At 67.5% G+C, this 20,508-nt stretch carries 19 protein-coding genes and 2 tRNA genes; 3 read left to right on the top strand and 18 right to left on the bottom strand.

Features of this window, described 5'->3' with window-relative positions; genetic code table 11:
- Position 1: 1 nt before the first annotated feature.
- From pgaA to AC5P88_RS02610, 7 genes are all read right to left on the bottom strand, one after another.
- Positions 2–2,029: a poly-beta-1,6 N-acetyl-D-glucosamine export porin PgaA gene (gene pgaA, locus AC5P88_RS02640; protein WP_495224245.1), complete on the bottom strand. Its 2,028-nt coding sequence runs from the start codon at positions 2,027–2,029 to the stop codon at positions 2–4.
- 344 nt (positions 2,030–2,373) lie between these two features.
- On the bottom strand, positions 2,374–3,579 hold the full coding sequence (locus tag AC5P88_RS02635) for a CynX/NimT family MFS transporter (protein ID WP_049429605.1): 1,206 nt from the start codon (positions 3,577–3,579) through the stop codon (positions 2,374–2,376).
- Between the two features lie 222 nt (positions 3,580–3,801).
- A tRNA-Pro gene (locus AC5P88_RS02630) sits at positions 3,802–3,878 on the bottom strand.
- A gap of 140 nt (positions 3,879–4,018) precedes the next feature.
- Positions 4,019–4,095, bottom strand: a tRNA-Pro gene (locus AC5P88_RS02625).
- Positions 4,096–4,150: 55 nt separating this feature from the next.
- Complete coding sequence (gene cydX / locus AC5P88_RS02620) at positions 4,151–4,267, bottom strand: cytochrome bd-I oxidase subunit CydX (protein WP_005410354.1); 117 nt, start codon at positions 4,265–4,267, stop codon at positions 4,151–4,153.
- 54 nt (positions 4,268–4,321) lie between these two features.
- Complete coding sequence (gene cydB / locus AC5P88_RS02615; protein ID WP_005410353.1) at positions 4,322–5,473, bottom strand: cytochrome d ubiquinol oxidase subunit II; 1,152 nt, start codon at positions 5,471–5,473, stop codon at positions 4,322–4,324.
- Positions 5,474–5,488: 15 nt separating this feature from the next.
- Positions 5,489–7,078 carry a cytochrome ubiquinol oxidase subunit I gene (locus AC5P88_RS02610; protein ID WP_049431332.1) on the bottom strand — a complete coding sequence of 530 codons (1,590 nt, stop codon included), beginning with the start codon at positions 7,076–7,078 and terminating at the stop codon, positions 5,489–5,491.
- A gap of 228 nt (positions 7,079–7,306) precedes the next feature.
- Between AC5P88_RS02610 and cydD the strand changes: the two genes are divergently transcribed.
- Together cydD and cydC are read left to right on the top strand one after the other, a co-directional pair.
- Complete coding sequence (gene cydD / locus AC5P88_RS02605) at positions 7,307–9,052, top strand: thiol reductant ABC exporter subunit CydD (protein ID WP_111202855.1); 1,746 nt, start codon at positions 7,307–7,309, stop codon at positions 9,050–9,052.
- The gene (gene cydC / locus AC5P88_RS02600) at positions 9,049–10,722 is read left to right on the top strand and encodes a thiol reductant ABC exporter subunit CydC (protein ID WP_495224243.1); all 1,674 of its coding nucleotides are present in this window, start codon (positions 9,049–9,051) and stop codon (positions 10,720–10,722) included. The genes cydD and cydC overlap by 4 nt, the downstream gene beginning before the upstream one ends.
- A gap of 100 nt (positions 10,723–10,822) precedes the next feature.
- Here the strand turns inward: cydC and AC5P88_RS02595 are convergent, their stop codons facing one another.
- The 11 genes from AC5P88_RS02595 to ccmA all read right to left on the bottom strand — a co-directional run bounded on the left by AC5P88_RS02595 (position 10,823) and on the right by ccmA (position 19,301).
- Entirely contained in the window at positions 10,823–11,167 is a 345-nt protein-coding gene (locus AC5P88_RS02595; protein WP_495224242.1) for a DUF1294 domain-containing protein, read from the bottom strand.
- The gene (gene metX, locus AC5P88_RS02590) at positions 11,168–12,280 is read right to left on the bottom strand and encodes a homoserine O-acetyltransferase MetX (RefSeq protein ID WP_495224240.1); all 1,113 of its coding nucleotides are present in this window, start codon (positions 12,278–12,280) and stop codon (positions 11,168–11,170) included. It lies immediately after the preceding gene.
- Positions 12,281–12,416: 136 nt separating this feature from the next.
- Entirely contained in the window at positions 12,417–13,406 is a 990-nt protein-coding gene (locus AC5P88_RS02585; RefSeq protein ID WP_495224238.1) for a tetratricopeptide repeat protein, read from the bottom strand.
- On the bottom strand, positions 13,400–13,849 hold the full coding sequence (locus tag AC5P88_RS02580) for a cytochrome c-type biogenesis protein (protein ID WP_106550050.1): 450 nt from the start codon (positions 13,847–13,849) through the stop codon (positions 13,400–13,402). The genes AC5P88_RS02585 and AC5P88_RS02580 overlap by 7 nt, the downstream gene beginning before the upstream one ends.
- A 4-nt stretch (positions 13,850–13,853) precedes the next feature.
- On the bottom strand, positions 13,854–14,471 hold the full coding sequence (locus AC5P88_RS02575; RefSeq protein WP_049430564.1) for a DsbE family thiol:disulfide interchange protein: 618 nt from the start codon (positions 14,469–14,471) through the stop codon (positions 13,854–13,856).
- Between the two features lie 8 nt (positions 14,472–14,479).
- Entirely contained in the window at positions 14,480–16,399 is a 1,920-nt protein-coding gene (locus tag AC5P88_RS02570) for a heme lyase CcmF/NrfE family subunit (protein WP_111112330.1), read from the bottom strand.
- A complete protein-coding gene (gene ccmE, locus AC5P88_RS02565; protein ID WP_049430568.1) occupies positions 16,400–16,861 on the bottom strand; it encodes a cytochrome c maturation protein CcmE in 462 nt (153 codons plus the stop codon).
- Entirely contained in the window at positions 16,858–17,046 is a 189-nt protein-coding gene (gene ccmD / locus AC5P88_RS02560) for a heme exporter protein CcmD (RefSeq protein ID WP_106550047.1), read from the bottom strand. Before ccmD ends, ccmE begins: the two co-directional genes overlap by 4 nt.
- On the bottom strand, positions 17,043–17,813 hold the full coding sequence (gene ccmC / locus AC5P88_RS02555) for a heme ABC transporter permease CcmC (RefSeq protein WP_111202842.1): 771 nt from the start codon (positions 17,811–17,813) through the stop codon (positions 17,043–17,045). Before ccmC ends, ccmD begins: the two co-directional genes overlap by 4 nt.
- 43 nt (positions 17,814–17,856) lie before the next feature.
- Positions 17,857–18,552 (bottom strand): heme exporter protein CcmB, encoded by a 696-nt coding sequence (ccmB, locus tag AC5P88_RS02550; protein WP_049430573.1) that lies wholly within the window; start codon positions 18,550–18,552, stop codon positions 17,857–17,859.
- Positions 18,549–19,301 (bottom strand): heme ABC exporter ATP-binding protein CcmA, encoded by a 753-nt coding sequence (gene ccmA, locus AC5P88_RS02545; protein ID WP_428993033.1) that lies wholly within the window; start codon positions 19,299–19,301, stop codon positions 18,549–18,551. Before ccmA ends, ccmB begins: the two co-directional genes overlap by 4 nt.
- A 57-nt stretch (positions 19,302–19,358) precedes the next feature.
- On the opposite strand from ccmA, the gene AC5P88_RS02540 reads away from it, so the two are divergent.
- Positions 19,359–20,507 (top strand): pyridoxal phosphate-dependent aminotransferase, encoded by a 1,149-nt coding sequence (locus AC5P88_RS02540; protein WP_495224236.1) that lies wholly within the window; start codon positions 19,359–19,361, stop codon positions 20,505–20,507.
- The last annotated feature ends 1 nt before the right edge of the window (position 20,508 follow it).

The following is a 20,508-nucleotide window of genomic DNA, read 5'->3' as shown; positions in this document are numbered from 1 at the left end:
GTCACTCTCCCCAGCGCAGTGCGGCTTCGAAGCCGATATGACGCTCGCGGTGGCCGTCGTAGACCGGCCGCGACCAGCGCACGCCGTACTCGAACACGCGGCCCTGGCCCAGCTGCCATTCGTGCATGTAGGACACCGAAGGGACCAGCGCGCTGCCGAAGCCGTCCTGCCAGTAGTCACCCAGCGAGACCGTCAGCCGGTGCCGGAAGTGGCGCTCGTAGTGCCGCCACAACTGCTGGTCGATGCGCATTCCGATCTCGACCATGCGGTCGCGCTTCGGGTTGAAGTAGGGCGCGTCGTCTCGGCTGCCGCGGCTGGTGTAGGCACTGGCGAGGCCATCGATCAGCCAGCGCGGGCGGGTCAGCAGGCGCTGTTCAACGCTGGTGCTGAACAGTTCGCGGTGGTTGCCGTCGTCGTAGCGGAAGCGGCTGGCGCCGAACATCCAGTGAGTCAGCTCGCTGCGCCGGTAGTCGACCTGCGCGCTCACGCTGTCAGCGGTGATGCCGGCCACGCGCGCCTGCATCGAGGCTTCCGGATCGTTGCGTGCGGCCACCAGCCCGGCGTGCCAGTAATCGTTGAACTGCCAGCCGACACCGAGACGCAGGCCGGTATCGCCGACGTGGTCGTTGGCACGCAGCGCGGCGGCTTCGGCATCCAGTCGGCCGAAGCGATAGCGCACGCCTGCACCCAGCCACAGCGGGTCGATGCGCTGGTCCTGGAAATCGACCGAGCGCCTGTCGGCGAAAGCGAACAACCGCCAGCGGTCGTCGAGCACCGGCGTCTGCACTTCCATGCCGTAGTGACGGTCGTTGTTGCCCAGCGGCGATGTGCCGCCACCGCCGGAGCTGCGGCCAATGTCGGTCCATGCCTTCAGTTGCCAACCGCGATGTACGCGCCAGGCCTGGTCCATGCGCTCGACGGCGGGTTGGGTCGGGTAGCGTGCCACCAGATCGTCGTGCAGCGGCCGCGCCAGATCATCGCGTTGCAGCGCTACGTACGCCTCTTCCATGCCGAGCCGTGGCTCGATGTCGCGTGGGTCCAGCGCATGTGCCATCTGCTGGCGCTGCAGGGCCATGCGTGGCCATCCGCGCATCATGTACACGCTGCCCAGTGCGCTCTGCAGGCCGCCGTTGCCCGGTGCGATGTCGACCATCGATTCCAGGTCGTGCTGTGCGGTGCGCAGGTCGCCGCTGTAGGCGCGCACCATTGCCAGGTTCAGGTCGGCCTCGTAGCGCGACCAGTTCGCGTACGGCGACTTGCCGTTGCTCCAGCGCCACGCGGGTTCCTTGTCGCGCCATGCCTGCAGCAGGTCGATGGCCTTTTCCTGCTGTTCGCTTTCCAGATAGGCGTACGCCAGCTCCGAGTGCGAGGCATCGCGCGAGGGATCGCCAGCGACGGCTGCCTGCAGCACCGGAATCGCTTCCTCCGGGTGCAGGGTGCCCATCAACGAATCGCCTACTGCGGGCAGCACGTAGTCGGGCAGCGTGTGGCCTTCGGCCTGCAGGGCCCGTGCTTCCTCGCGCACCTGCGCATGGCGGCCCAGGCGGTTGAGCAGGATCAGCCGGTCCATGCGGATCCGCAGCGGGGCCTGGGCGGACGGCGTGCCTTCGCTGCCGAGGTAGCGCTGCATGCGTGCCAGGGTCGATTCAGCCTCTTCCAGGCGGCTGTCCTCGCTGCTGCTGTAGGCCAGGCTCCACACCACCAGCTTGGCCAGGTAGTCGCCCTCCAGGCGTTGCTTCTGGGCAGCGTCGAACAGCTGCGGACGCTGCTGGTACAGCTCCCATGCGCGCCATGCATTGCCGATGTCGCCCAGGGTCAGCACGCGCAGCTTGAACAGCAGATCGTCATTGGGCTGTTGCTGGCTGGCACGCTCGATGGCGCCCAGCGCATCCAGCCATCGGGCCTGGTCGCGGTAGCGGCCGATCTCGGCCAGGGCCGCCTCGCGATCGGGCGGGGCAGCGCTGCTGGCCCAGGCCAGGGCAGTGCAGGCGAGGCCGACGCAAAGCGCCAGCCGACGGTGGACAACCATTGGGGACCCCCTTGGCTTCCTGACCAGACAACCGTGAAAAATGTGACGCACATCACATGCCAGCTTTTGGGGTGGCCGTGCCCTGCGTCACTCCCTTCGTGCACTCCCGCCCAGCAAGGACGGGTACAACCCGGACAGCGACCTGCAATGTGTTGTCTGAAGCGAGAATCCCCCGCACACCGAGTGGTGGCCTGGGCGGCCAGGCCGCCCCCATGCCCAATGCCGGCACGCGGCAAGGATGGGCATTCGTGGGCACTATCCGCCCGGAATTGTCAGTCCGGCGTCAATTTTCCTGGAATGGCTGACGAGCGGCGGGCGGGGCCGGCGTGCGGTCCCTCGATGGCTTACCAGAGGTCTTCCAGTTTGCGTGGCTTGCAGGCCACCCAGGAGGCGCACAGCATCAGGGTGGCGCAGCCGAACAGGAAGCTGAACGGGAGCGTCCAGCCATTGCTGACCGTATGCAGCCAGCCGACGAGGAACGGCCCCAGGCAGCTGAAGCTGTAGCCCACGCCCTGCATGAAGCCGGACAGCGCCGCCGAGCCGGTGGGGGTGCGCGTGCGCAGGTTGATCAGGGTCAGCGCCAGCGGGAAGGTGGACGGACCGACGCCGAGCAGGCAGGCCCACAGCAGCGGGGCCTTCATCGGTGCCAGCAGCAGGCCGGTGAAGGCGATCACGAACGAGAAGAAGCCGATCAGCACCAGCGGGAACGGGTTCTGCATGCGAACCGCCATCGACGGGATGACCAGTGAAGGCAGCAGCCCCAATGCCGAGAACACCGCCACCATCACGCCACCGAAGGCCGGCGTGCCACCGGCCTCGACCACGATGCGTGGCAGCCAGGTGAACATCGAATAGGTCATCAGCGAGGTCATGCCGAACATCAGCGTCATGCTCCAGCCCAGCGAGGTGCGCCAGACTTTCCCATGCGGCTGCGCGGTCGGATCGGTGGCGTCCGCCTGCGGCTTCGGTGCGCGCCTGGCCAGCACCAGCCACGGCAGTGCCGCGGCCAGCGCGAGCAGCGCCCACATGCCCAGCGAGACGCGCCAGCCAGCGGCGTTGGCCACTGGCACCGCCAGCAGCGCCGGCAGCATCGTGCCCAGCTGCAGCACGCTGATGTAGAGCGTGCTCATGGTGCCGACCTTGTTGGCGAAGTAGCGCTTCACCAGCGGCGGTACCACCACGTTGCCGATGCCCATGCCGGCCAGCGCCAGCACCGACCCCAGCAGCAGCGTGCCGACATTGCCGGCGCTGGAGCGCAGCAGCAGGCCGGCCATCGCCATCACCATCGCCAGCAGGGTGGTGCGCTCCAGGCCGAGGCGCCGTGCCAGTGCCGGCGTGGCCACGCCGAACAGCGCGAACGAGGCGGTCGGCAACATGCCCAGCACACCGGTCATGGTGGTGCCGAAGCCGAACTGCTGGCCCAGTACGTCGAGCAGCGGGGTGATCGAGGTGACGGCGGTGCGCAGGTTGATCGCCGCCAGCAGGATGGCGGCGAAAGCGAGGACACGACCGTGCAGCAGCGACGGCGAATCGGAAGTGGAGGAACTCATCGGTGGTCCTTGCAGGTGTCGCACGCCGGAGCAATGGCATGCAGCGCCGGCATCGGTCTACGCCGAAGCGGCAGGTGGGGGAGTGGCTGCAGGCGGGCCGGCAGCGCGGCCATTGTACGTGTGCGGTCCGGCAAGGTCCCGTCATGCGGGCGCGCCGGGCGCTGGATACAAAAAAACCCGGAGGACAGTGATGTCTTCCAGGCTTCTTGGTGACCACCGAAGTGGTCGGGGAGACAGGATTCGAACCTGCGACCTCTACGTCCCGAACGTAGCGCTCTACCAGACTGAGCTACACCCCGAAGGGAGCCGCCTATTCTAGCGATTCACCCCGATGGCGGCAAGGGGTAAATGCTGTTTTCTTCACACTGCCGAAGCAGTGCCACTTCAGGGAACAAAAAAGCCTGGATGACTTCACCAGGCTTCAATGCGACCACGTGAGTGGTCGGGGAGACAGGATTCGAACCTGCGACCTCTACGTCCCGAACGTAGCGCTCTACCAGACTGAGCTACACCCCGAAGGAGCCGCCTAAGATACCGTGTGAAGGCCAAGGCGGCAAGGTTTTTTTACAGCTCAGCGACGATTTTCCTTCTCGATGCGGTTCTGCTCGCGGGCTTCGAACCACATGCCGTTGAGGATGGCCACCGTCGAGGCGAGGCCGGCACCGAGAATCCAGGCGAAATACCACATGGTCGATCTCCTTTGTTCAAGGGATGTGCCGGCCGTGGGCCGGCACACCGTCAATCAGTAAGCGTTCGGGTTGTTGCCCATCTCTTCGGTGGTGGTCTTGCCCTTCAGCACGCGGTACACCCAGGTGGTGTAGGCGAGGATGATCGGCAGGAACACCGCCGTGGCCAGCAGCATGATCCACAGGGTCAGGTGGCTGGACGAGGCGTCCCACACGGTCAGGCTGGAGGTGGGCTGGCTCGAGGACGGCAGCAGGAACGGGAAGATGGCGAAACCGACGGTCAGGATGATGCCGGCGATGGCCGCACCGGAAGCGATGAAGGCCAGCCCGCCGCGACGGGCACGCAGCAGCACCGCACTGGCCAGCAGGCCGGCCAGGCCCAGCAGCGGTGCCAGGATCGTGGCCGGCATCGCGCTGTAATTGCGCATCCAGCCACCGGCGGCGCCGAGTTCGGCGGTCTTCAGCAGCGGATTGGTGGCGCCATCGGTAACCACCTGCGAGGTGATCTGGTAACCCGGCAGGCCAAAGGCCACCCAGGCACCGCCCACGGCGAACAGCACGAAGGCGATGATCGCGGCGATGCTGCCGAAACGGGCTGCACGTTCGGCCACCGGGCCGTCGGTCTTCAGTACCAGCATGGCGGCACCGTGGGCGACCAGCATCGACACGCTGAGCAGGCCGGCCAGCAGCGCGAAGGGCATCAGCAGGCCGAAGAACGAGCCGGTGTAGAAGATGCGCATGCTGTCATCGAAGTGGAACGGCACGCCCAGCACCACGTTGCCCACCGCCACGCCCATGATCAGCGCCGGGATGAAGCCACCGATGAACAGCGCCCAGTCCCAGGTGTTGCGCCAGCGTTCGCTGGGCATCTTGCTGCGGAACTTGAAACCGACCGGACGCAGGATCAGCGCGAACAGGATCACGAACATCGCCAGGTAGAACCCGGAGAAACTGACCGCATACAGCGGCGGCCAGGCGGCGAAGATCGCGCCGCCGCCCAGGATCAGCCACACCTGGTTGCCTTCCCACACCGGGCCGATGGTGTTGATCACCAGCCGGCGCTCGGCGTCGTTGCGGGCGACGAAGGGCAGCAGGGTGCCCACGCCCAGGTCGAAACCATCCATCACGGCGAAACCGATCAGCAGGATGCCGAGCAGCAGCCACCAGATCACGCGCAGCGTGGTGTAGTCCAGAAGAATGAAATCCATCTTGGTTCTCCTGCCTCAGGCCTGGCCGGCGGCCGGCGCCGAGGCATTGTGGGAAGCATGCGGCTGGGGCGACTGCAGCGACGGCAGCACCTCGTCCGGACCCTTGCGGATCGCCTTGAGCATCAGCTTGATCTCGACCACGATCAGCGCGGTGTAGATTGCGGTGAAGCCTGCCAGGGTCAGCACGATTTCATGCAGGGCCAGGCCCGATGCCGCATAGAAGGTCGGCAGCACGCCATCGACCGCCCACGGCTGGCGACCATACTCGGCCACGAACCAGCCGCACTCGATCGCGATCCACGGTGCCGGCAGCGTCCACAGGGCCAGCGTGAGGAACCAGCGCTTGTCCTGGAAGTTGTTGCGGCAGGAGTAGTAGAAGGCCAGTGCGAAGAAGGCGATCAGGTAGAAGCCGAGGCCGGCCATCACGCGGAAGGTCCAGAACAGCGGCATCACGCGCGGCACGGTGTCCATCGCCGCCTGCGAGATTTCCTGCGGGGTGGCGTTGAGGATGTCGTCGCGGTAGCGCTTGAGCAGCAGGCCGTGGCCCAGGTCCTGCCAGTGGCGGTCGAACATCTCGCGTGCTTCAACGTCGTTCTTGTTGGCGCGCAGGCGTTCCAATGCACCGTAGGCCAGCTGGCCGCCACGCACGCGGTGTTCGGCGCGCTCGACCAGCTCCAGGATGCCCGGAATCGGCTGGTTCAACGAGCGGGTGGCGATCAGGCCCATCAGGTAGGGGATCTTCACCGCATAGTCGTTCTGGTGGGTTTCCTGGTTCGGGATGCCGAAGGCGGTGAAGTCGGCCGGCGCACGCTCGGTCTCCCACATCGCTTCGATCGCGGCCAGCTTCATCTTCTGGTGTTCGCTGGCGGCGTAGCCGCTCTCGTCACCCAGCACGACCACCGACAGCGATGACAGCAGGCCGAACGCCGCGGCCACCGCGAACGAACGACGGGCCAGGTCCTTGTGCTTGTTGCGCAGCAGGAACAGCGCGCTGATCGCCATCACGAACACCGCACCGGTCACGTAGCCGGCGCTGACGGTGTGCACGAACTTGGCCTGCGCCACCGGGTTGAACACCACCGCCATGAAGTCGACCACTTCCATGCGCATGGTTTCCGGGTTGAACACCGCACCGGTCGGGTTCTGCATCCAGCCATTGGCCACCAGGATCCAGATTGCCGACAGGTTGGTGCCCAGCGCCATCAGCCAGGTCACCATCAGGTGCTTGACCTTGGTGAGGCGGTTCCAGCCGAAGAAGAACAGGCCGACGAAGGTGGCCTCCAGGAAGAAGGCCATCAGGCCTTCGATCGCCAGCGGCGCACCGAAGATGTCACCCACGTAGTGGCTGTAGTAGGACCAGTTCATGCCGAACTGGAATTCCATGACGATGCCGGTGGCAACGCCCATGGCGAAGTTGATGCCGAACAGGACGCCCCAGAACAGGGTCATCCTGCGCCAGATCTCCTTGCCGGTCATCACGTACACGCTCTCCATGATGGCCACCATGAAGGACAGGCCGAGGGTGAGCGGTACGAATAGGAAGTGGTACATCGCGGTCAGCGCGAATTGCAGCCGCGACAGTTCTACGACTGTCTGATCAATCATGGCCTGGCTACCTCGTTGGATAGTGCCGTTGCAGGTGGCGGGAAGGGTGGTCTACGACGTGAATGATGTGACCGACTACTTCAAACAGCCTTGATCCAGATCAATGTATGAACAGGTATGCGAAGGGATCGTATGCGAACCTGATGAAGACTGCGACCGCCGGCCGCAGGGGCGGGCTGTTGCCTGCGCCTACAATGCCGTGTCTCCCCCGATGCCCGTGAAGACCCCTTGAGCGCTGCCGAAACGACCCCTGACGGCCTTTCCCCGGAAGCTGAAACCGCCCGCCAGCGGCGCGTACGCACGGCTTGGCTGGCTGACCTGGCACGCACCGCTCGAGGCCGCCAGCGCCTGGCGGCGCTGTGCATCAGCCTGTCCGGAGCGCTGTTGATCGGCCAGGCTGCCGCCATTGCCTGGCTGGTGCAGCAGGTGCTGGTGGAGCGCGCACCGTTGGCATCGGGCCTGCCGGTGCTGGGTGGGCTGGCGCTGGTCCTGGTGCTGCGCACGCTGCTCGGCAGCGCCACCCAGGCTGCCGCCGGTGATGTGGCCGATGCCGCACGGCTGGCCCTGCGCGAGCGCGTGTTCGCGCGACTGCTCGGGCATGGCCCGCTGTGGCTGCGGCAACGCCGCACCGGTGAGCTGGGCGAACTGATGCTGCATCACGGCGATGCGATCGAGAACTATTACAGTGGCTTCCTGCCGGTGCGCACCGAAGTGGTGGTGGTGCCACTGCTGATCCTGGCCGCGGTGGCGTGGGTTGATTGGGTGGTGGCGCTGATCCTGCTGTTCACCGCACCACTGGTGCCGTTCTTCATGATGCTGGTGGGCTGGGGCGCCGAAGCCGCCGGTCGTGCCCAGCTGGGCGAACTGGCGAGGATGAGCGGCCACTTCGCTGATCGCATCAAGGGCCTGGGCCTGCTGCGCCTGTATGGCCGTGGCGAGGCCGAGCTGGAAGGTATCGAGGCCGCCGCCGAAGGGGTGCGCGTGCGCACCCTGAAGGTGCTGCGCATCGCCTTCCTGTCGTCCACGGTGCTGGAATTCTTCGCCTCGGTGAGCGTGGCGATGGTCGCGCTGTACCTGGGCCTGAGCTACCTGGGCATGATGTCGCTGCACTCGATGGTGCCGACGCTGGGCGCGGGCCTGTTCTGCCTGCTGCTGGCGCCGGAGTTCTACGCGCCGCTGCGGCGCCTGGCCGCGCACTACCACGATCGTGCCAACGCACTGGCCGCTGCTGCCGAGGTGGAACGGCTGCTGCAGTCTCTGCCCGAGGAGCAGGGCCTGATCGAGAACGAGATCGCACCGCTGGCGGTGGAACCGGCCGAAGCTGCATTGCCGCCGCTGCAGGCACAGGGCCTGGTGCTTCGCCCGTTGGGCGCGCCGCATGATGTGCTGCACGATCTGGACGTGCTGCTGGAGCCGGGCCAGCGCCTGGCCCTGGTCGGTCCCAGCGGGTCCGGCAAAAGCACCTTGCTGGAAGCGCTGGCCGGCTGGCTGCCACCGCGCGCCGGCAAACTGCAGCTGCGTCCTGGCGTGCAGGTGGCCTATGCCAGCCAGCGCCCGTACCTGTTCCACGGCAGCATTGCCGACAACCTGCGCCTAGCCGATCCGGGTGCCAGCGATGCGCGCCTGCGTGCGGTGGCCGAGGCCGCGCAGGTGCTTCAGTTCGCACAGCGCCTGCCACAGGGACTGGATACGGTGATCGGCGAACGTGGCTTCGGCCTGTCCGGCGGCGAAGCCCGTCGCATCGGCCTGGCCCGGTTGTTGCTGCGCGACCCGCAGGTGCTGTTGCTGGACGAACCCACCGCGTTTCTCGATGCCGATACCGAAGCGGCCCTGCTGCGCAGCCTGGCGGCCTATGCACGAGGCCGCAGCGTGGTGGTCGCCACCCACAGCCCGGCGGTGATCGCCTGGGCCGACCGTTGCCTGCTGTTGCCGGAAGGTCGCCTGGTGGAACCGGCGCAGGCGGTGCGCGCATGAGCCGCTCGCCTGATTCGCTGCGTGCGGTGTTCCTGCGTCATCGGCCGCGCCTGCTGCTGACGATCCTGCTGTTGTGGACCACCATGCTGGCCGGCACTGCATTGCTGGGCCTGTCCGGTGGCTTCCTCACCGCCGCCGCATTGGCTGGTGCGGCCGGCCTCGGCCAGGGCTTCAACTTCTTCTCGCCGTCCGCGGGTATCCGCGGGCTGACGATGGCACGCATCGTGTCGCGCTACTTCGAGAAGCTGGTCGGCCACGATGCCACCCTGCGCATCGCCCGCGACCTGCGCGTGTGGTTCTTCCGCCGCGCGTTGCCGCTGGCACCCGCACGGTTGGGGGCTACGCGCACCGGCGAACTTCTGGCGCGCCTGCTCGGTGACATCGGTGAAGTGGATGGCCTGCTGGTACGTGCGATCGGGCCACTGGTGGCGTTGGGCGCGCTGTCGCTGGTGGCGGTTGCATCGGCGGCGCTGATACTGCCCTCGGCAGCGGTGCTGCTGGCGGTGCTGGCGCTGCTGATCGCCTTCGGCGTGCCGTGGCTGGGTGTGCGTGGCCGCGACGATGAAGAGGCCGACCGTGCCGCGCATCGTGCTGCACTGCGCACCGCCGCCTTTGAAGGGTTGGAGGGTGCGGGCGATCTGGCCGCGCTGCATGCCGATGCGGCCTGGCAGCTGAAGGTGCGCGTGGCCGCCAAGCAGCTGGCCGCGCGTGATCGTCGTCGGCGCTGGCGCCTGATCGCAGCCTCGACCCTGCATGGCGTGGTCGCGGGGCTGGGGCTGGTGGCGATGCTGGCGCTGGCGCTCCTCGCGGCCGAACAGCAGCGCATCGCGCCGGAAATGGCGGCGGGCCTGGTGTTCCTCACCGTGGCACTGATCGAACTGTGGGCGGGCATGGGCCTGGCCTGGCAGTCGCTGCAGGCCGGGCGCATCGCCGCCGATCGCCTGCAGGCCATCGTCGAGCAACCGCCGACGGTGGAGGATCCGCAGGCGCCGCAGGCAGTGCCGCAGGCCGCGCGCGTGCATTGGGATGACGTGCATTTCCAGTGGCCGGGCGCGGCGCGACCGGTGTTGTCCGGCCTGCAGTTGACCCTCGCGCCGGGCGAACGAATCGCCATCCGCGGCGACAGCGGCAGTGGCAAGACCACCCTGTCCAGCCTGCTGCTGCGGCTATGGGATCCTCAGCAGGGACGACTGACCTATGGCGGCCGCGACCTGCGTGATTTCTGTCAGGCTGATTGGCACCAGCAACTGGCATGGCTGCCGCAGAACGCGCCGGTGTTTGCCGGCAGCGTGGCCGAGAACCTGCGATTGGGTGATCCCGATGCCAGCGATGCCGCCTTGTGGGCGGTGCTGCGCCGCGTGCGCCTGGGTGAATGGGCCGAGCGGAATGGTGGCCTGCAGACCTGGGTGGGCGAGAACGGCGCGACGATGTCGGCCGGCCAGGCGCGGCGCCTGGCGCTGGCGCGCGCGCTGCTGCGCAATGCGCCGATCCTGCTGCTGGACGAGCCCACCGAAGGCCTGGACGTGGATACGGCACGTGCGCTGCTGCAGGATCTTTCCGGGTTGCTGGACGGGCGCAGCCTGCTGATGATCACCCACGACGACCTGCCCGACGGCGTGGTTGACGCGCAGTACCGGTTGCGTGATGGCGCCCTGGTCCGCGAACTTTGACCGATGCACATCCACGCGTGGCGTGGATCTACTGTAGAGCCGAGCCCATGCTCGGCTTCGTAAAGAGGCAGCCGAGCATGGGCCCGGCCCTACAGGTTGGCTATCGCGAGAACTCGCGCAGCATCACCGCGATCGAGGCCACGTTGGCCAGCACGCACAGCCAGAACACCCACTGGAATGCCGCCTTGCGATGCTTGTGGCGGAACACGGCCTGGCCCAGCAGCGCGCCGGGCCAGCCGCCGGCGAACGCCAGCAGCTGCAGGGTACGTTCGGGAATCCGCCACTGCTTTCGCTGTGCCGCGCGCTTGTCGTGACCGTACAGGCCGAAGGACACCGCGCAGGCCAGCAGGCACCAGCCGCCCAGCCACAGCGGCAGCACGCCGCTGATCATCAGCGCGATCAACGCGCCGAACGCGGCCAGCGCCAGGTTGCGCCGCCAGCCCACTTACAGCGCGTCGAGGAAGCCGCGCACGGCCGGGCCGAAACGATCGAAGTCGACCAGGAAGGCGTCGTGGCCCTGCGGTGACTCCAATCCGATGAAATGCGCTTCAGCGCCTCCGGCACGCAGGCCGTCGGCGACCTGTTGCTGCTGCTGCACCGGGAACAGGATGTCGGTGTTGGCGCCAATGGCCAGCGCCTTCTCCACCCGGATCTTCGCCAGCCCCGCCAGCACATCGCCATCGGCGTACTCGGCCAGGTCGAACCAGTCCATCGATCGGCTCAGGTACAGATAGCAGTTCGGGTCGAAGAAACGCACGAAGCGCCGCGCGTGCCCTTCCAGATAGCTTTCCACCTGGAATTCCAGGCCGAACGGATCATCATCGGTCTGGTCCGAATCCAGCCGCACGCGGCCGAAACGGCCGTCCCATTCCAGTGCCGAGCGATAGGTGATCACGCCCAGCTTGCGCGCCATGCGCATGCCGGACTCGGGATACGCGTCGTCGTCGTAGTGGCCGCCGTTCCAGCGCGGATCAAGGCGGATCGCTTCGCGCTGCAGCGAGCGGATCGCGATCGAGAACGGCAACGCCTGCGCGCTGCCGGAAATGTTGACGTGGCTGCGCGCGATTCCCGGATGCAGCATCAGCACCGCCAGGGCGGTCATGCCGCCCATCGAATTGCCGATCACGCAGGCCAGCTGCTCGATGCCCAGCGCATGCACGACCTCGATGGCGGCGCGTGCGCCGTCTTCAATCGACAGCTCGGGGAAGTCGAGGCGATACGGTTCGCCCGTGGCCGGATTGAGCGAGGCGGGGCCGGTGGAGCCTTTGCAGCTGCCCAGCGAGTTCACGCACACCACGAACCAGCGGTTGGTATCGATCGGCTTGCCGGGACCAACCATGCCTTCCCACCAGCCCGGTGCCGGATTGGCGTCGTTGGCCGCTGCGTGCGCATCCGGCGAAAGACCGGTCACGATCAGGATCGCGTTGCCTGCGTCGGCAGTCAGCGTTCCCCAGGTTTCATAGGCCACGCGGGCGCCGTGCAGGGCGCCACCGCGCTTGAACGGGAACGGCGAGGGCAGGGCATGGAAACGGGTGCCGGGCGGGATGAATTCAGTCATGCGGGCATTCTAGCGGGGCCGGATGTGCAGCTGGCGACATGCTGGTTTCCATCGGTGGCCGTATCCACGCATGGCGTGGATCTACTGTAGCGCCGAGCCCATGTTCGGCTGCCGAGCATGGGCTCGGCGCTACAGGTCAGGGAAACCGCAGCTCAACCACGCCGTCATGCGGCAGGCTCACCTTCACCGGCACGCTCTGCAGGTCGCCCTCGCTGCGGTTGGCGCTACCGGTACGCGAGATGCGTGCCAGCACTTCCACTTCGCGATGTGCCGACAGCGGTGCGGTCGGCATTGGACTGTCACCGTCGCCCAGCCCGACCGTGGCCGGGAAGCCGGCCAGCGGCAGCTTGCGAGCGGCCACTGGCATAGGCGGGCCGCCGACGGCACGGGCCAGCACGAACACCTGGGTGCTGGCTGGCCACTCGTTCGCCTTCAGTGCAGGCAGCTGCACGCGCACCTGCAGCAGCGCCTGCGGCGTCGCAGCGGCAGCATCAGGTGCCTGGCCGGCAGCTTCGCGGGCGATTGCGATCTGTGCCTGCAGTGCCTGCGCGGCACCCGATTCCAGCCGCGGCAGCAGGCTGCTCCAGACGTCGGCGGCTTCGGCATTCCGGCCCCGCTGGCGCAGGGCGATGCCGAGCAGCCAGCTTGCGCGCTCGGCATCGGGTGCCAGCGTGCGCGCCTGCTGCAACCAGGCCATTGCGGTGTCATCGAATTGTTTGCCGGCGTCGGCCTGCGCACGTGCCTGCGCGGCTTCCACCAGTACGCCCGGATCATCCGGTGCCAATGCTGCGGCCCGCGCGAACGCGCCCGCCGCAGCTGAGGCATTGCCCAGTTCGGCCTGCGAACGACCCAGCAGGGTCCAGCCATCGGCCCGCTGTGGGTCACGCTCCAACGCATCCTGCAGGGCCTGCACGCCATCGCGCAGGGTTGCCACCGACGGCGGCGGCTGCACCTGCGCAGCCCGTGGATCACCGACCAGCAGGTAAAGGCAGGCGCCGGCCACGCCAAGTGCAATCACGCCCACCGCGAAACCGCGGCGACCGTGGTGGCGCAGCGGCCACAGCACCAGCGCTGCCACCAGCGCAGCGACCAGGCCGGCCAGCATCGGCAGCCAGTGGCTCACCATCCATCTCCTTCATCGGCCTTGCCGGCCGGCGCGGCGCCGACCGTGCGTCCACGACGGCGGACGATCCCCAGCACCACCAGGGCGCCCGCACCCAATACCAGAAGCGGGCCCCCCCACAACAGCCAGGTGCCTGGTTGCAGCGGTGGCTGGTAGAGAACGAACTCACCATAGCGCGCGACCAGGAACTGCTTGATCTGCGCATCGTCGTGGCCCTGCTGCATCAGCTGCAGCACCTCGCGGCGCAGGTCCTGGGCGATCTGTGCGTTGGAATCGGCCAGCGACTGGTTCTGGCACTGCACGCAGCGCAGCTGCGCGGCCAGGTCATGGAAGCGGCGTTCCTCGGCGCCATCGCGGAACTGAAGCGGCTGCGGATCGTGCAGCGGCTGCTGGGCCGGCACGGCCAGTGGCAGCATCAGGAGCAGCAGCGCCAGCAGCCAGCGCATGGGCTCAAGGCGCCGTGTGCAGGGTGTTGCCGGCATTGCCCTGGGCCTTCTCGATCTTCTCCAGCGCCGGGATCAGCTTCTCGTCGACCACGCGCTGGGTCATCGCGCCGCTGTATTTCCAGCGCACGATCCCGCTACCGTCTACCAGGAAGGTTTCCGGTGCAGCGGTCACGCCCCAGTCGATCGCGGTGCGGCCTTCGACATCGCTGAGCACCACCATGAACGGGTTGCCCAGCTGTTCCAGCCAGTGCAGCGCGTCGGTGGGGTCATCCTTCCAGTTGTAGCCGATCACGCGCACGCGCTTGCTCTCGGCGAAGCGGGTCAGCACCGGGTGTTCCTCGCGGCAGGCCGCGCACCAGCTGCCCCATACGTTCAGCAGGTAGGGCGCACCGCGCAGGTCGTCGCTGTGCACGATCATTTCCGGGTCGTGCAGCACCGGCAGCGCGAACGCCGGCGCCGGCTTGTCGATCAGCGCCGAGGGCAGCACGTCGCGCTGCGGATCGCCCGATTTCATCACCCCGTAGATCATCAGCCCAAGCAGGCCGAAGAAGAACAGCACGCCGATCACGATGGCTACCGGCGGCAGCGGGCGGGAAGGGCGAGGGGCGGGGGACTCGGACATGGGAACTCCTACGGACGACGGAAACGGCGGTCGGCGGCGGTGATGAATCCGCCCAGGGCCATCAGCAGCGCGCCCAGCCAGATCCAGCGCACGAACGGCTTGATGTGCACCCGTACCGCCCATGCATTGTTGCCCAGCGGCTCGCCCAATGCCACGTAGACATCACCGTCGAAGCGTGCATCGATGCCGGCCTCGGTCATCACCTGGCCGCCACTGGCGTACTGGCGCTTCTCGGGATGCAGCAGGGCCTGCTCGCGGCCGTTGCGGAACACCCGCAGATGGCCTCGATCAGCGATGAAATTCGGCCCTTCGCGATGGTCCACGCCTTCGAAGCGGACTTCGTAGCGACCGACCACCAGCTGCTGGCCCGGCGCCAGCGCTACTTCGCGCTGTACGTTCAAGGCTTCCACCAGCAGTGCGCCGGCCAGGAACACGGCGATGCCGGCGTGGGCGACGATCATGCCGAGCATTTCGGCGGTGAAGCGGCCGTTGCCGCGCAGGCGCTGCCAGACGAAGCGCGCGGTGCCGATTCCAACCCAGGCCGCCGCGGCGACGCCAAGGCCGGCCTTCCAGCCGTTCTGCGGCGCCTGCCACCAGGCCAGGGCGCCCAGCAGCACGGCCAGCGCCAGCCATGGCGCCAGCAGCGCGAATGCACGCGAAGGTTGGTCGCGTTGCCACTTCACCAGCGGGCCGAACGGCAGCAGCAGCACCATCGGGGCCATCAGCAGCAGGAACAGGCTGCCGAAGTAGGGCGGCCCGACGGAAATCTTGCCCAGCGACAGCGCATCGGCCAGCAGTGGATACAGTGTGCCGAGCAGGACCATCGCGCAGGCGGTGGCCAGCAGCAGGTTGTTGGCCAGCAGCAGGGTCTCGCGCGAGGTGGCGGTGAAGCCACGGCGCGGATCGTCGGCGTCCACGCTGAGCTGGTTGGCACGCAGCGCGTACAGCAGCAGGCTGCCGCCGACCAGTACCGACAGGAACACCAGGATGAACAGGCCGCGCGACGGATCGGCGGCGAACGAATGCACGCTGGTCAGCACGCCGGAGCGCACCAGGAAGGTGCCCAGCAGCGACAGTGCGAAGGCGGCGATCGCCAGCAGCAGGGTCCAGCTGCCGAAGGTGCCGCGCTTTTCAGTGACGGCCTGCGAATGGATCAGTGCCGCACCGACCAGCCATGGCATGAAGCTGGCGTTCTCCACCGGGTCCCAGAACCACCAGCCACCCCAGCCCAGCTCGTAGTAGGCCCACCAGCTGCCCAGGGCGATGCCCAGGGTCAGGAAGCCCCACGCAACGTTGGTCCAGGGCCGCGTCCAGCGCAGCCAGCGCGCATCCACGCGACCTTCCAGCAGCGCGGCCACCGCGAACGCGAACGGCACCGCGAAGCCGACATAACCGATATAGAGCATCGGTGGATGGATGATCAGGCCCGGGTCCTGCAGCAGCGGGTTGAGATCGCGCCCTTCCAGCGGCGCCGGGTTGAGGCGCAGGAACGGGTTGGAGGTGAAGATCAGGAAGGCGAGGAAGCCGACGCTGACGATGCCCATCACCGCCAGTACGCGCGCCTGCACCGGTGCAGGCAGGTGCCGGGAGAACAGCGCCACCGCGCCGGTCCACAATGCCAGCACCAGCGCCCACATCAGCAGCGAGCCCTCATGCGCGCCCCATACCGCCGAATAGCGGTAGATCATCGGCAGCAGCGAATTGGAGTTCTCGGCCACGTAGCGCACCGAGAAGTCCTGCTGCACGAACGCGGCGGTGAGCGCCGCGAACGCACCGGCGAGCAGCAGCAGCTGCGCGAAGGCGGCCGGTCGTGCCACCGCCATCCACGCCGTGTTGTTGCGATGCGCGCCCACCAGCGGCAGGCCAGCCTGCAGCAGCGAGGCCAGCAACGCACACAACAGCAGGATCTGACCCAGTTCGGGCAGCACTCAGCGCACCTCGGGTGCCGTCACCGGCACGTCGTGCTTGCGATGGGCATCGCCCATCTTGTCCGCCACTTCCTTCGGCACGTACTTTTCATCGTGCTTGGCCAGCACTTCGTCGGCGACGAAGACACCGTCCTGCAGGCGGCCACTGGCGACCACGGCGGTGCCTTCGGCAAACATGTCCGGCAGGATCCGCGAGGTGGTCACCGCCAGCTGTGCATCGCCGTCGGTCACTTCAAAGCGTGCCTCCAACGAGCCGACCGGCCGATTGAAGGAACCCTTCACCACCATGCCGCCCAAGCGGAAGCGCGACTGCGCATCGACATCGCCGCGCAGTACTTCTGCGGGCGTGTACAGGTAGGCAATGTTGCGCTCCAGCGCCATCGCCACCAGTGCGGTGGCCAGGCCGGAGGCGAGCAGGGCCAGCAGCACCCAGGCCAGGCGGCGACGCTGCACCGGCGTCATCGTTCCAGCTCCGCCGGTAGCGAGGCCGCCGCATCCTGTTTGCCGGCGCGGGTCTGCTGGCGCTGCTGGCGGGCCAGAGCGAGCCGGCGCGCCACGCGCAGGCGCAGCCACGAGCCGATGGCATCGGCGCCGAGCACCAGCACGAACACGGCGTAGGCGCCGATCACATAAGGCAGGTGGGTCACGGCTGGGCCTCCCCGGTCGGGCGTGCGGCATCCACGCGGCTACCGACCCAGGCCTTGCCGGCCTCGCGGTCGAGGTTGTCGGCGCGTGCCTTGGCCAGCACCGAACCGGCGAACCAGAACTTGGTGCCGATCACCATCCACCACAGCGGCGCGATCATCGCGCTGCTGATCGCCGATTCACCGAATACGTTGATCGACTGGCGCTGATGCAGGCCACCCCACCAGTCCACCGAATACCGGATCACCGGCAGCAGGCTGACGCCGACGATGGCCAGCAGGCCGGCTGCACGCGCGGCGCTGCGGCGGTCCTCGATGGCGTGGTACAGGCCGATCACGCCCAGGTACAGGAACAGCAGCACCAGCTCACTGGTCATGCGCGGGTCCCAGTCCCACCAGGTGCCCCAGGTGCCCTTGCCCCAGATGCTGCCGGTCAGCAGGGTGATCAGGGTGAAGCCGGCGCCCATCGGCGCACAGGCCATGGCCAGGATCTCGCAGACCTTGATCCGCCAGATCAGCGCGATGGCCGCATACAGCGCCATCAGCGCGAACACGAACAGGCTCATCCAGGCACTGGGCACGTGGATGTAGAGGATGCGGAAGCTGTCCAGCTGCTTGGCTTCCGGCGGCACCACCAGCAGCGCCTGCCACATGCCGACCAGCAGCACCGGCACCGCGGCGAGGTAGAACACCCGCGACCAGCGGGCAGCGAAACGGTCGAACGTGGGCGGTGAACCGAGTTGGTGGAACCAGCGGACAATCGGATTCATGCGTGGCGGCTATCCAGCAGGGGTGGATTGGCTCTCAGCTCGGTCAACTCAGAGAAATGCGTATTGCAGCAGCAGTGGCCAGTGGTGCCAGCACCAGTGCGACCAGCAGGCCGGCGCCCAGCATCAGCAGCGCACCGACCGGATCCTGTCCGCGTCCGGCTGCCGCCAGACTGCCTGCGCCGAACACCAGCACCGGCACGTACAGCGGCAACGACAGCAACGCCACGAGAATACCAGAGCGCCGGATGCCTACGGTCAGTGCTGCGACCACGCCACCGATCAGGCTCAGCAACGGTGTTCCCAGCAGCAACGATGCCAGCAACATCGGCAGCTGGTCATGCGGCAGATGCAGCATTTCCGCCAGCAACGGGCTGACGATGATCAGCGGCAGGGCGGTGGTGGCCCAGTGCAGCAGCACGCGCACCAGCACCAGCCACGCCAGCGGCACCGGCGCCAGCAGCCATTGCTCCAGCGAACCATCCTCGGCATCGGAACGGAACAGCGAATCCAGCGACAGCTGCCCGGCCAGCAGCACCGCCAGCCACAGCACCGCGCCAGCGGTGGCGCTCAGCAGTTTCGGTTCGCGGCCCTGGGCCAGCGCGAACAGCACCACCACCAGCACCGCGAACAGCAGCGGCTGCAGCGCATCGCCGCGACGGCGCCAGAGCAGGCGCAGGTCGCGCTTGAGCAGCGCACCCGCGGTCTGCCACAGGCCCGGTTCGGTGCCCGGCGCGATCATGCGGCACCGCCGAGGTCGAGCTGGCGGGTACGCACCGGCGGTGCGGCATAGGCGCCGTGGGTGGTGACCAGTGCCGCGCCACCGGCGCGCAGGTGCGCCGAGATCATCCGGTTGACCAGGGTGATGCCCTCCAGGTCGAGGTTGGCATAGGGTTCGTCGAGCAGCCACAGCGGCGCCGGCGACAGCCAGATGCGCGCCAGTGCCAGCCGGCGCTTCTGCCCGGCCGACAGGTGGCGTACCAGAGTGTCCTCGTAGCCGGCCAGGCCGACGATGGCCAGCGCGTTGCCCGGCATCTGCCGCGCACGGCGGCCGTGCAGGCCACACAGGAAATGCAGGTTCTCCAGCGTATCCAGGTCCGGCTTCAAGGCCGGCAGGTGGCTGAGGTAGGCCACGTAGCGTGCACGCTCGGCATTGCTGGCCGGCTTGCCGTCGATCCGCACCTGGCCGGCGCCGGGCCGGGCCAGGCCGGCCAGCACGCGCAGCAGCGTGGTCTTGCCGGCGCCATTGCCGCCCTGCACCAGCAGGGCTTCGCCGGCGTCCACATGGAAGTCCAGCGGGCCGAACACCGGCTCGTCATTGCGGGAGAAGCTCAGGCCGCTGGCGGCCAGCAATGCAGGGGTGTTCAAGGGCCAGGGGTCTTCATGCCGGAGTGCGGCGGCAATTGTAGCGGTGAATGCTGGTGGTAGTGCCGGCCGCTGGCCGGCAATTTCGCCATCTGCCCGTTGGGGTTGCCGGCCAGCGGCCGGCACTACCGAAGCAGGGATTGCGTAAACTCAGGGGTCCGTCTCCCCATACTCCCCAGGCCGATGCAACCCAACACCAAGCTGCCCAAGGTCGGTACCACGATCTTCACCGTGATGTCCCAGCTCGCCGCCGAACACGGCGCGGTCAACCTGGGCCAGGGTTTCCCGGACTTTTCCGCGCCGCAGCGCCTGATCGATGAGACCGCCAGGGCGATGGCCGCCGGGTTCAACCAGTACCCGCCGATGACCGGCGTGGCGCCGCTGCGCCAGGCCATCGCGCAGAAGGCGCTGGACTGCTATGGCGCGCAGATCGATGCGGACAGCGAGATCACTGTCACCAGCGGCGGTACCGAGGCCATCTTCAACGCCATCCACGCCGTGGTGCGTGCGGGCGAGGAAGTGATCGTGCTCGACCCGGCCTACGACTGCTACGAGCCGGCGATCGACCTGGCTGGCGCCAAGGCCGTGCATGTGTCGCTCGATCCGCAGACGTTCGCGGTCGACTGGGACCGCGTGCGTGCAGCGATCACCCCGCGTACCCGCATGCTGATCGTCAACACCCCGCACAATCCGTCCGGTGCGATGCTGTCGGCCCAGGACATGCAGGCGCTGGCCGAACTGCTGCGCGGCACGCAGATCTACCTGATTTCCGATGAAGTGTATGAGCACATCATCTATGACGGCCGTCGCCATGAATCGGCGTTGCGCTACCCGGAACTGCGCGAACGCGCGTTCGTCATTTCCAGCTTCGGCAAGACCTACCACTGCACCGGCTGGAAGATCGGCTATGCAATCGCGCCGCCGGCGCTGACCGCCGAGTTCCGCAAGGTGCACCAGTACAACACCTTCACCAGCTTCGGCCCGGCGCAGTATGGTTTCGCCGCGATGATCCGCGACGAGCCGGAACACCATCTGGAGCTGGGCGCGTTCTACCAGGCCAAGCGCGACCGTTTCCGCGAGCAGCTGGCCAGCACCCGCCTGAAGGCGCTGCCGGTGCCGGGCGGCTATTTCCAGCTGGTCGACTACTCGGCCATCAGTGACCTGCCGGACCACGAGTTCGTGAAATGGCTGACCATCGAGAAGGGCGTGACTGCCATCCCGCTGTCGCCGTTCTACGAGAATCCGCCGGTCGGCCAGCGCCTGGTGCGCCTGTGCTTCGCCAAGAACGAAGCCACCATGGACGCGGCGATCGAACGCCTGCGCCTGCTGTGAG

It is taken from the genome of Stenotrophomonas sp. YJH_SMC_8, from assembly GCF_059371315.1.
This window is presented reverse-complemented; position numbering and strand designations above follow the sequence as displayed.

Excerpts from the sequence above, each read along its gene's own strand:
- AC5P88_RS02580 (WP_106550050.1), bottom strand. The coding sequence starts at position 13,849 with ATGCGCTGGCTGCTGGCGCTGCTGCTCCTGATGCTGCCACTGGCCGTG.
- cydC (WP_495224243.1), top strand. The coding sequence starts at position 9,049 with ATGAGCCGCTCGCCTGATTCGCTGCGTGCGGTGTTCCTGCGTCATCGG.
- cydX (WP_005410354.1), bottom strand. The coding sequence starts at position 4,267 with ATGTGGTATTTCGCCTGGATTCTCGGTGCCGGCCTCGCCTCGACGGTG.
- AC5P88_RS02635 (WP_049429605.1), bottom strand. The coding sequence starts at position 3,579 with ATGAGTTCCTCCACTTCCGATTCGCCGTCGCTGCTGCACGGTCGTGTC.
- ccmB (WP_049430573.1), bottom strand. The coding sequence starts at position 18,552 with ATGATCGCGCCGGGCACCGAACCGGGCCTGTGGCAGACCGCGGGTGCG.
- AC5P88_RS02540 (WP_495224236.1), top strand. The coding sequence starts at position 19,359 with ATGCAACCCAACACCAAGCTGCCCAAGGTCGGTACCACGATCTTCACC.
- AC5P88_RS02585 (WP_495224238.1), bottom strand. The coding sequence starts at position 13,406 with ATGGTGAGCCACTGGCTGCCGATGCTGGCCGGCCTGGTCGCTGCGCTG.
- ccmC (WP_111202842.1), bottom strand. The coding sequence starts at position 17,813 with ATGAATCCGATTGTCCGCTGGTTCCACCAACTCGGTTCACCGCCCACG.
- cydB (WP_005410353.1), bottom strand. The coding sequence starts at position 5,473 with ATGGATTTCATTCTTCTGGACTACACCACGCTGCGCGTGATCTGGTGG.
- AC5P88_RS02575 (WP_049430564.1), bottom strand. The coding sequence starts at position 14,471 with ATGTCCGAGTCCCCCGCCCCTCGCCCTTCCCGCCCGCTGCCGCCGGTA.
- metX (WP_495224240.1), bottom strand. The coding sequence starts at position 12,280 with ATGACTGAATTCATCCCGCCCGGCACCCGTTTCCATGCCCTGCCCTCG.
- AC5P88_RS02610 (WP_049431332.1), bottom strand. The coding sequence starts at position 7,078 with ATGATTGATCAGACAGTCGTAGAACTGTCGCGGCTGCAATTCGCGCTG.
- ccmE (WP_049430568.1), bottom strand. The coding sequence starts at position 16,861 with ATGACGCCGGTGCAGCGTCGCCGCCTGGCCTGGGTGCTGCTGGCCCTG.
- pgaA (WP_495224245.1), bottom strand. The coding sequence starts at position 2,029 with ATGGTTGTCCACCGTCGGCTGGCGCTTTGCGTCGGCCTCGCCTGCACT.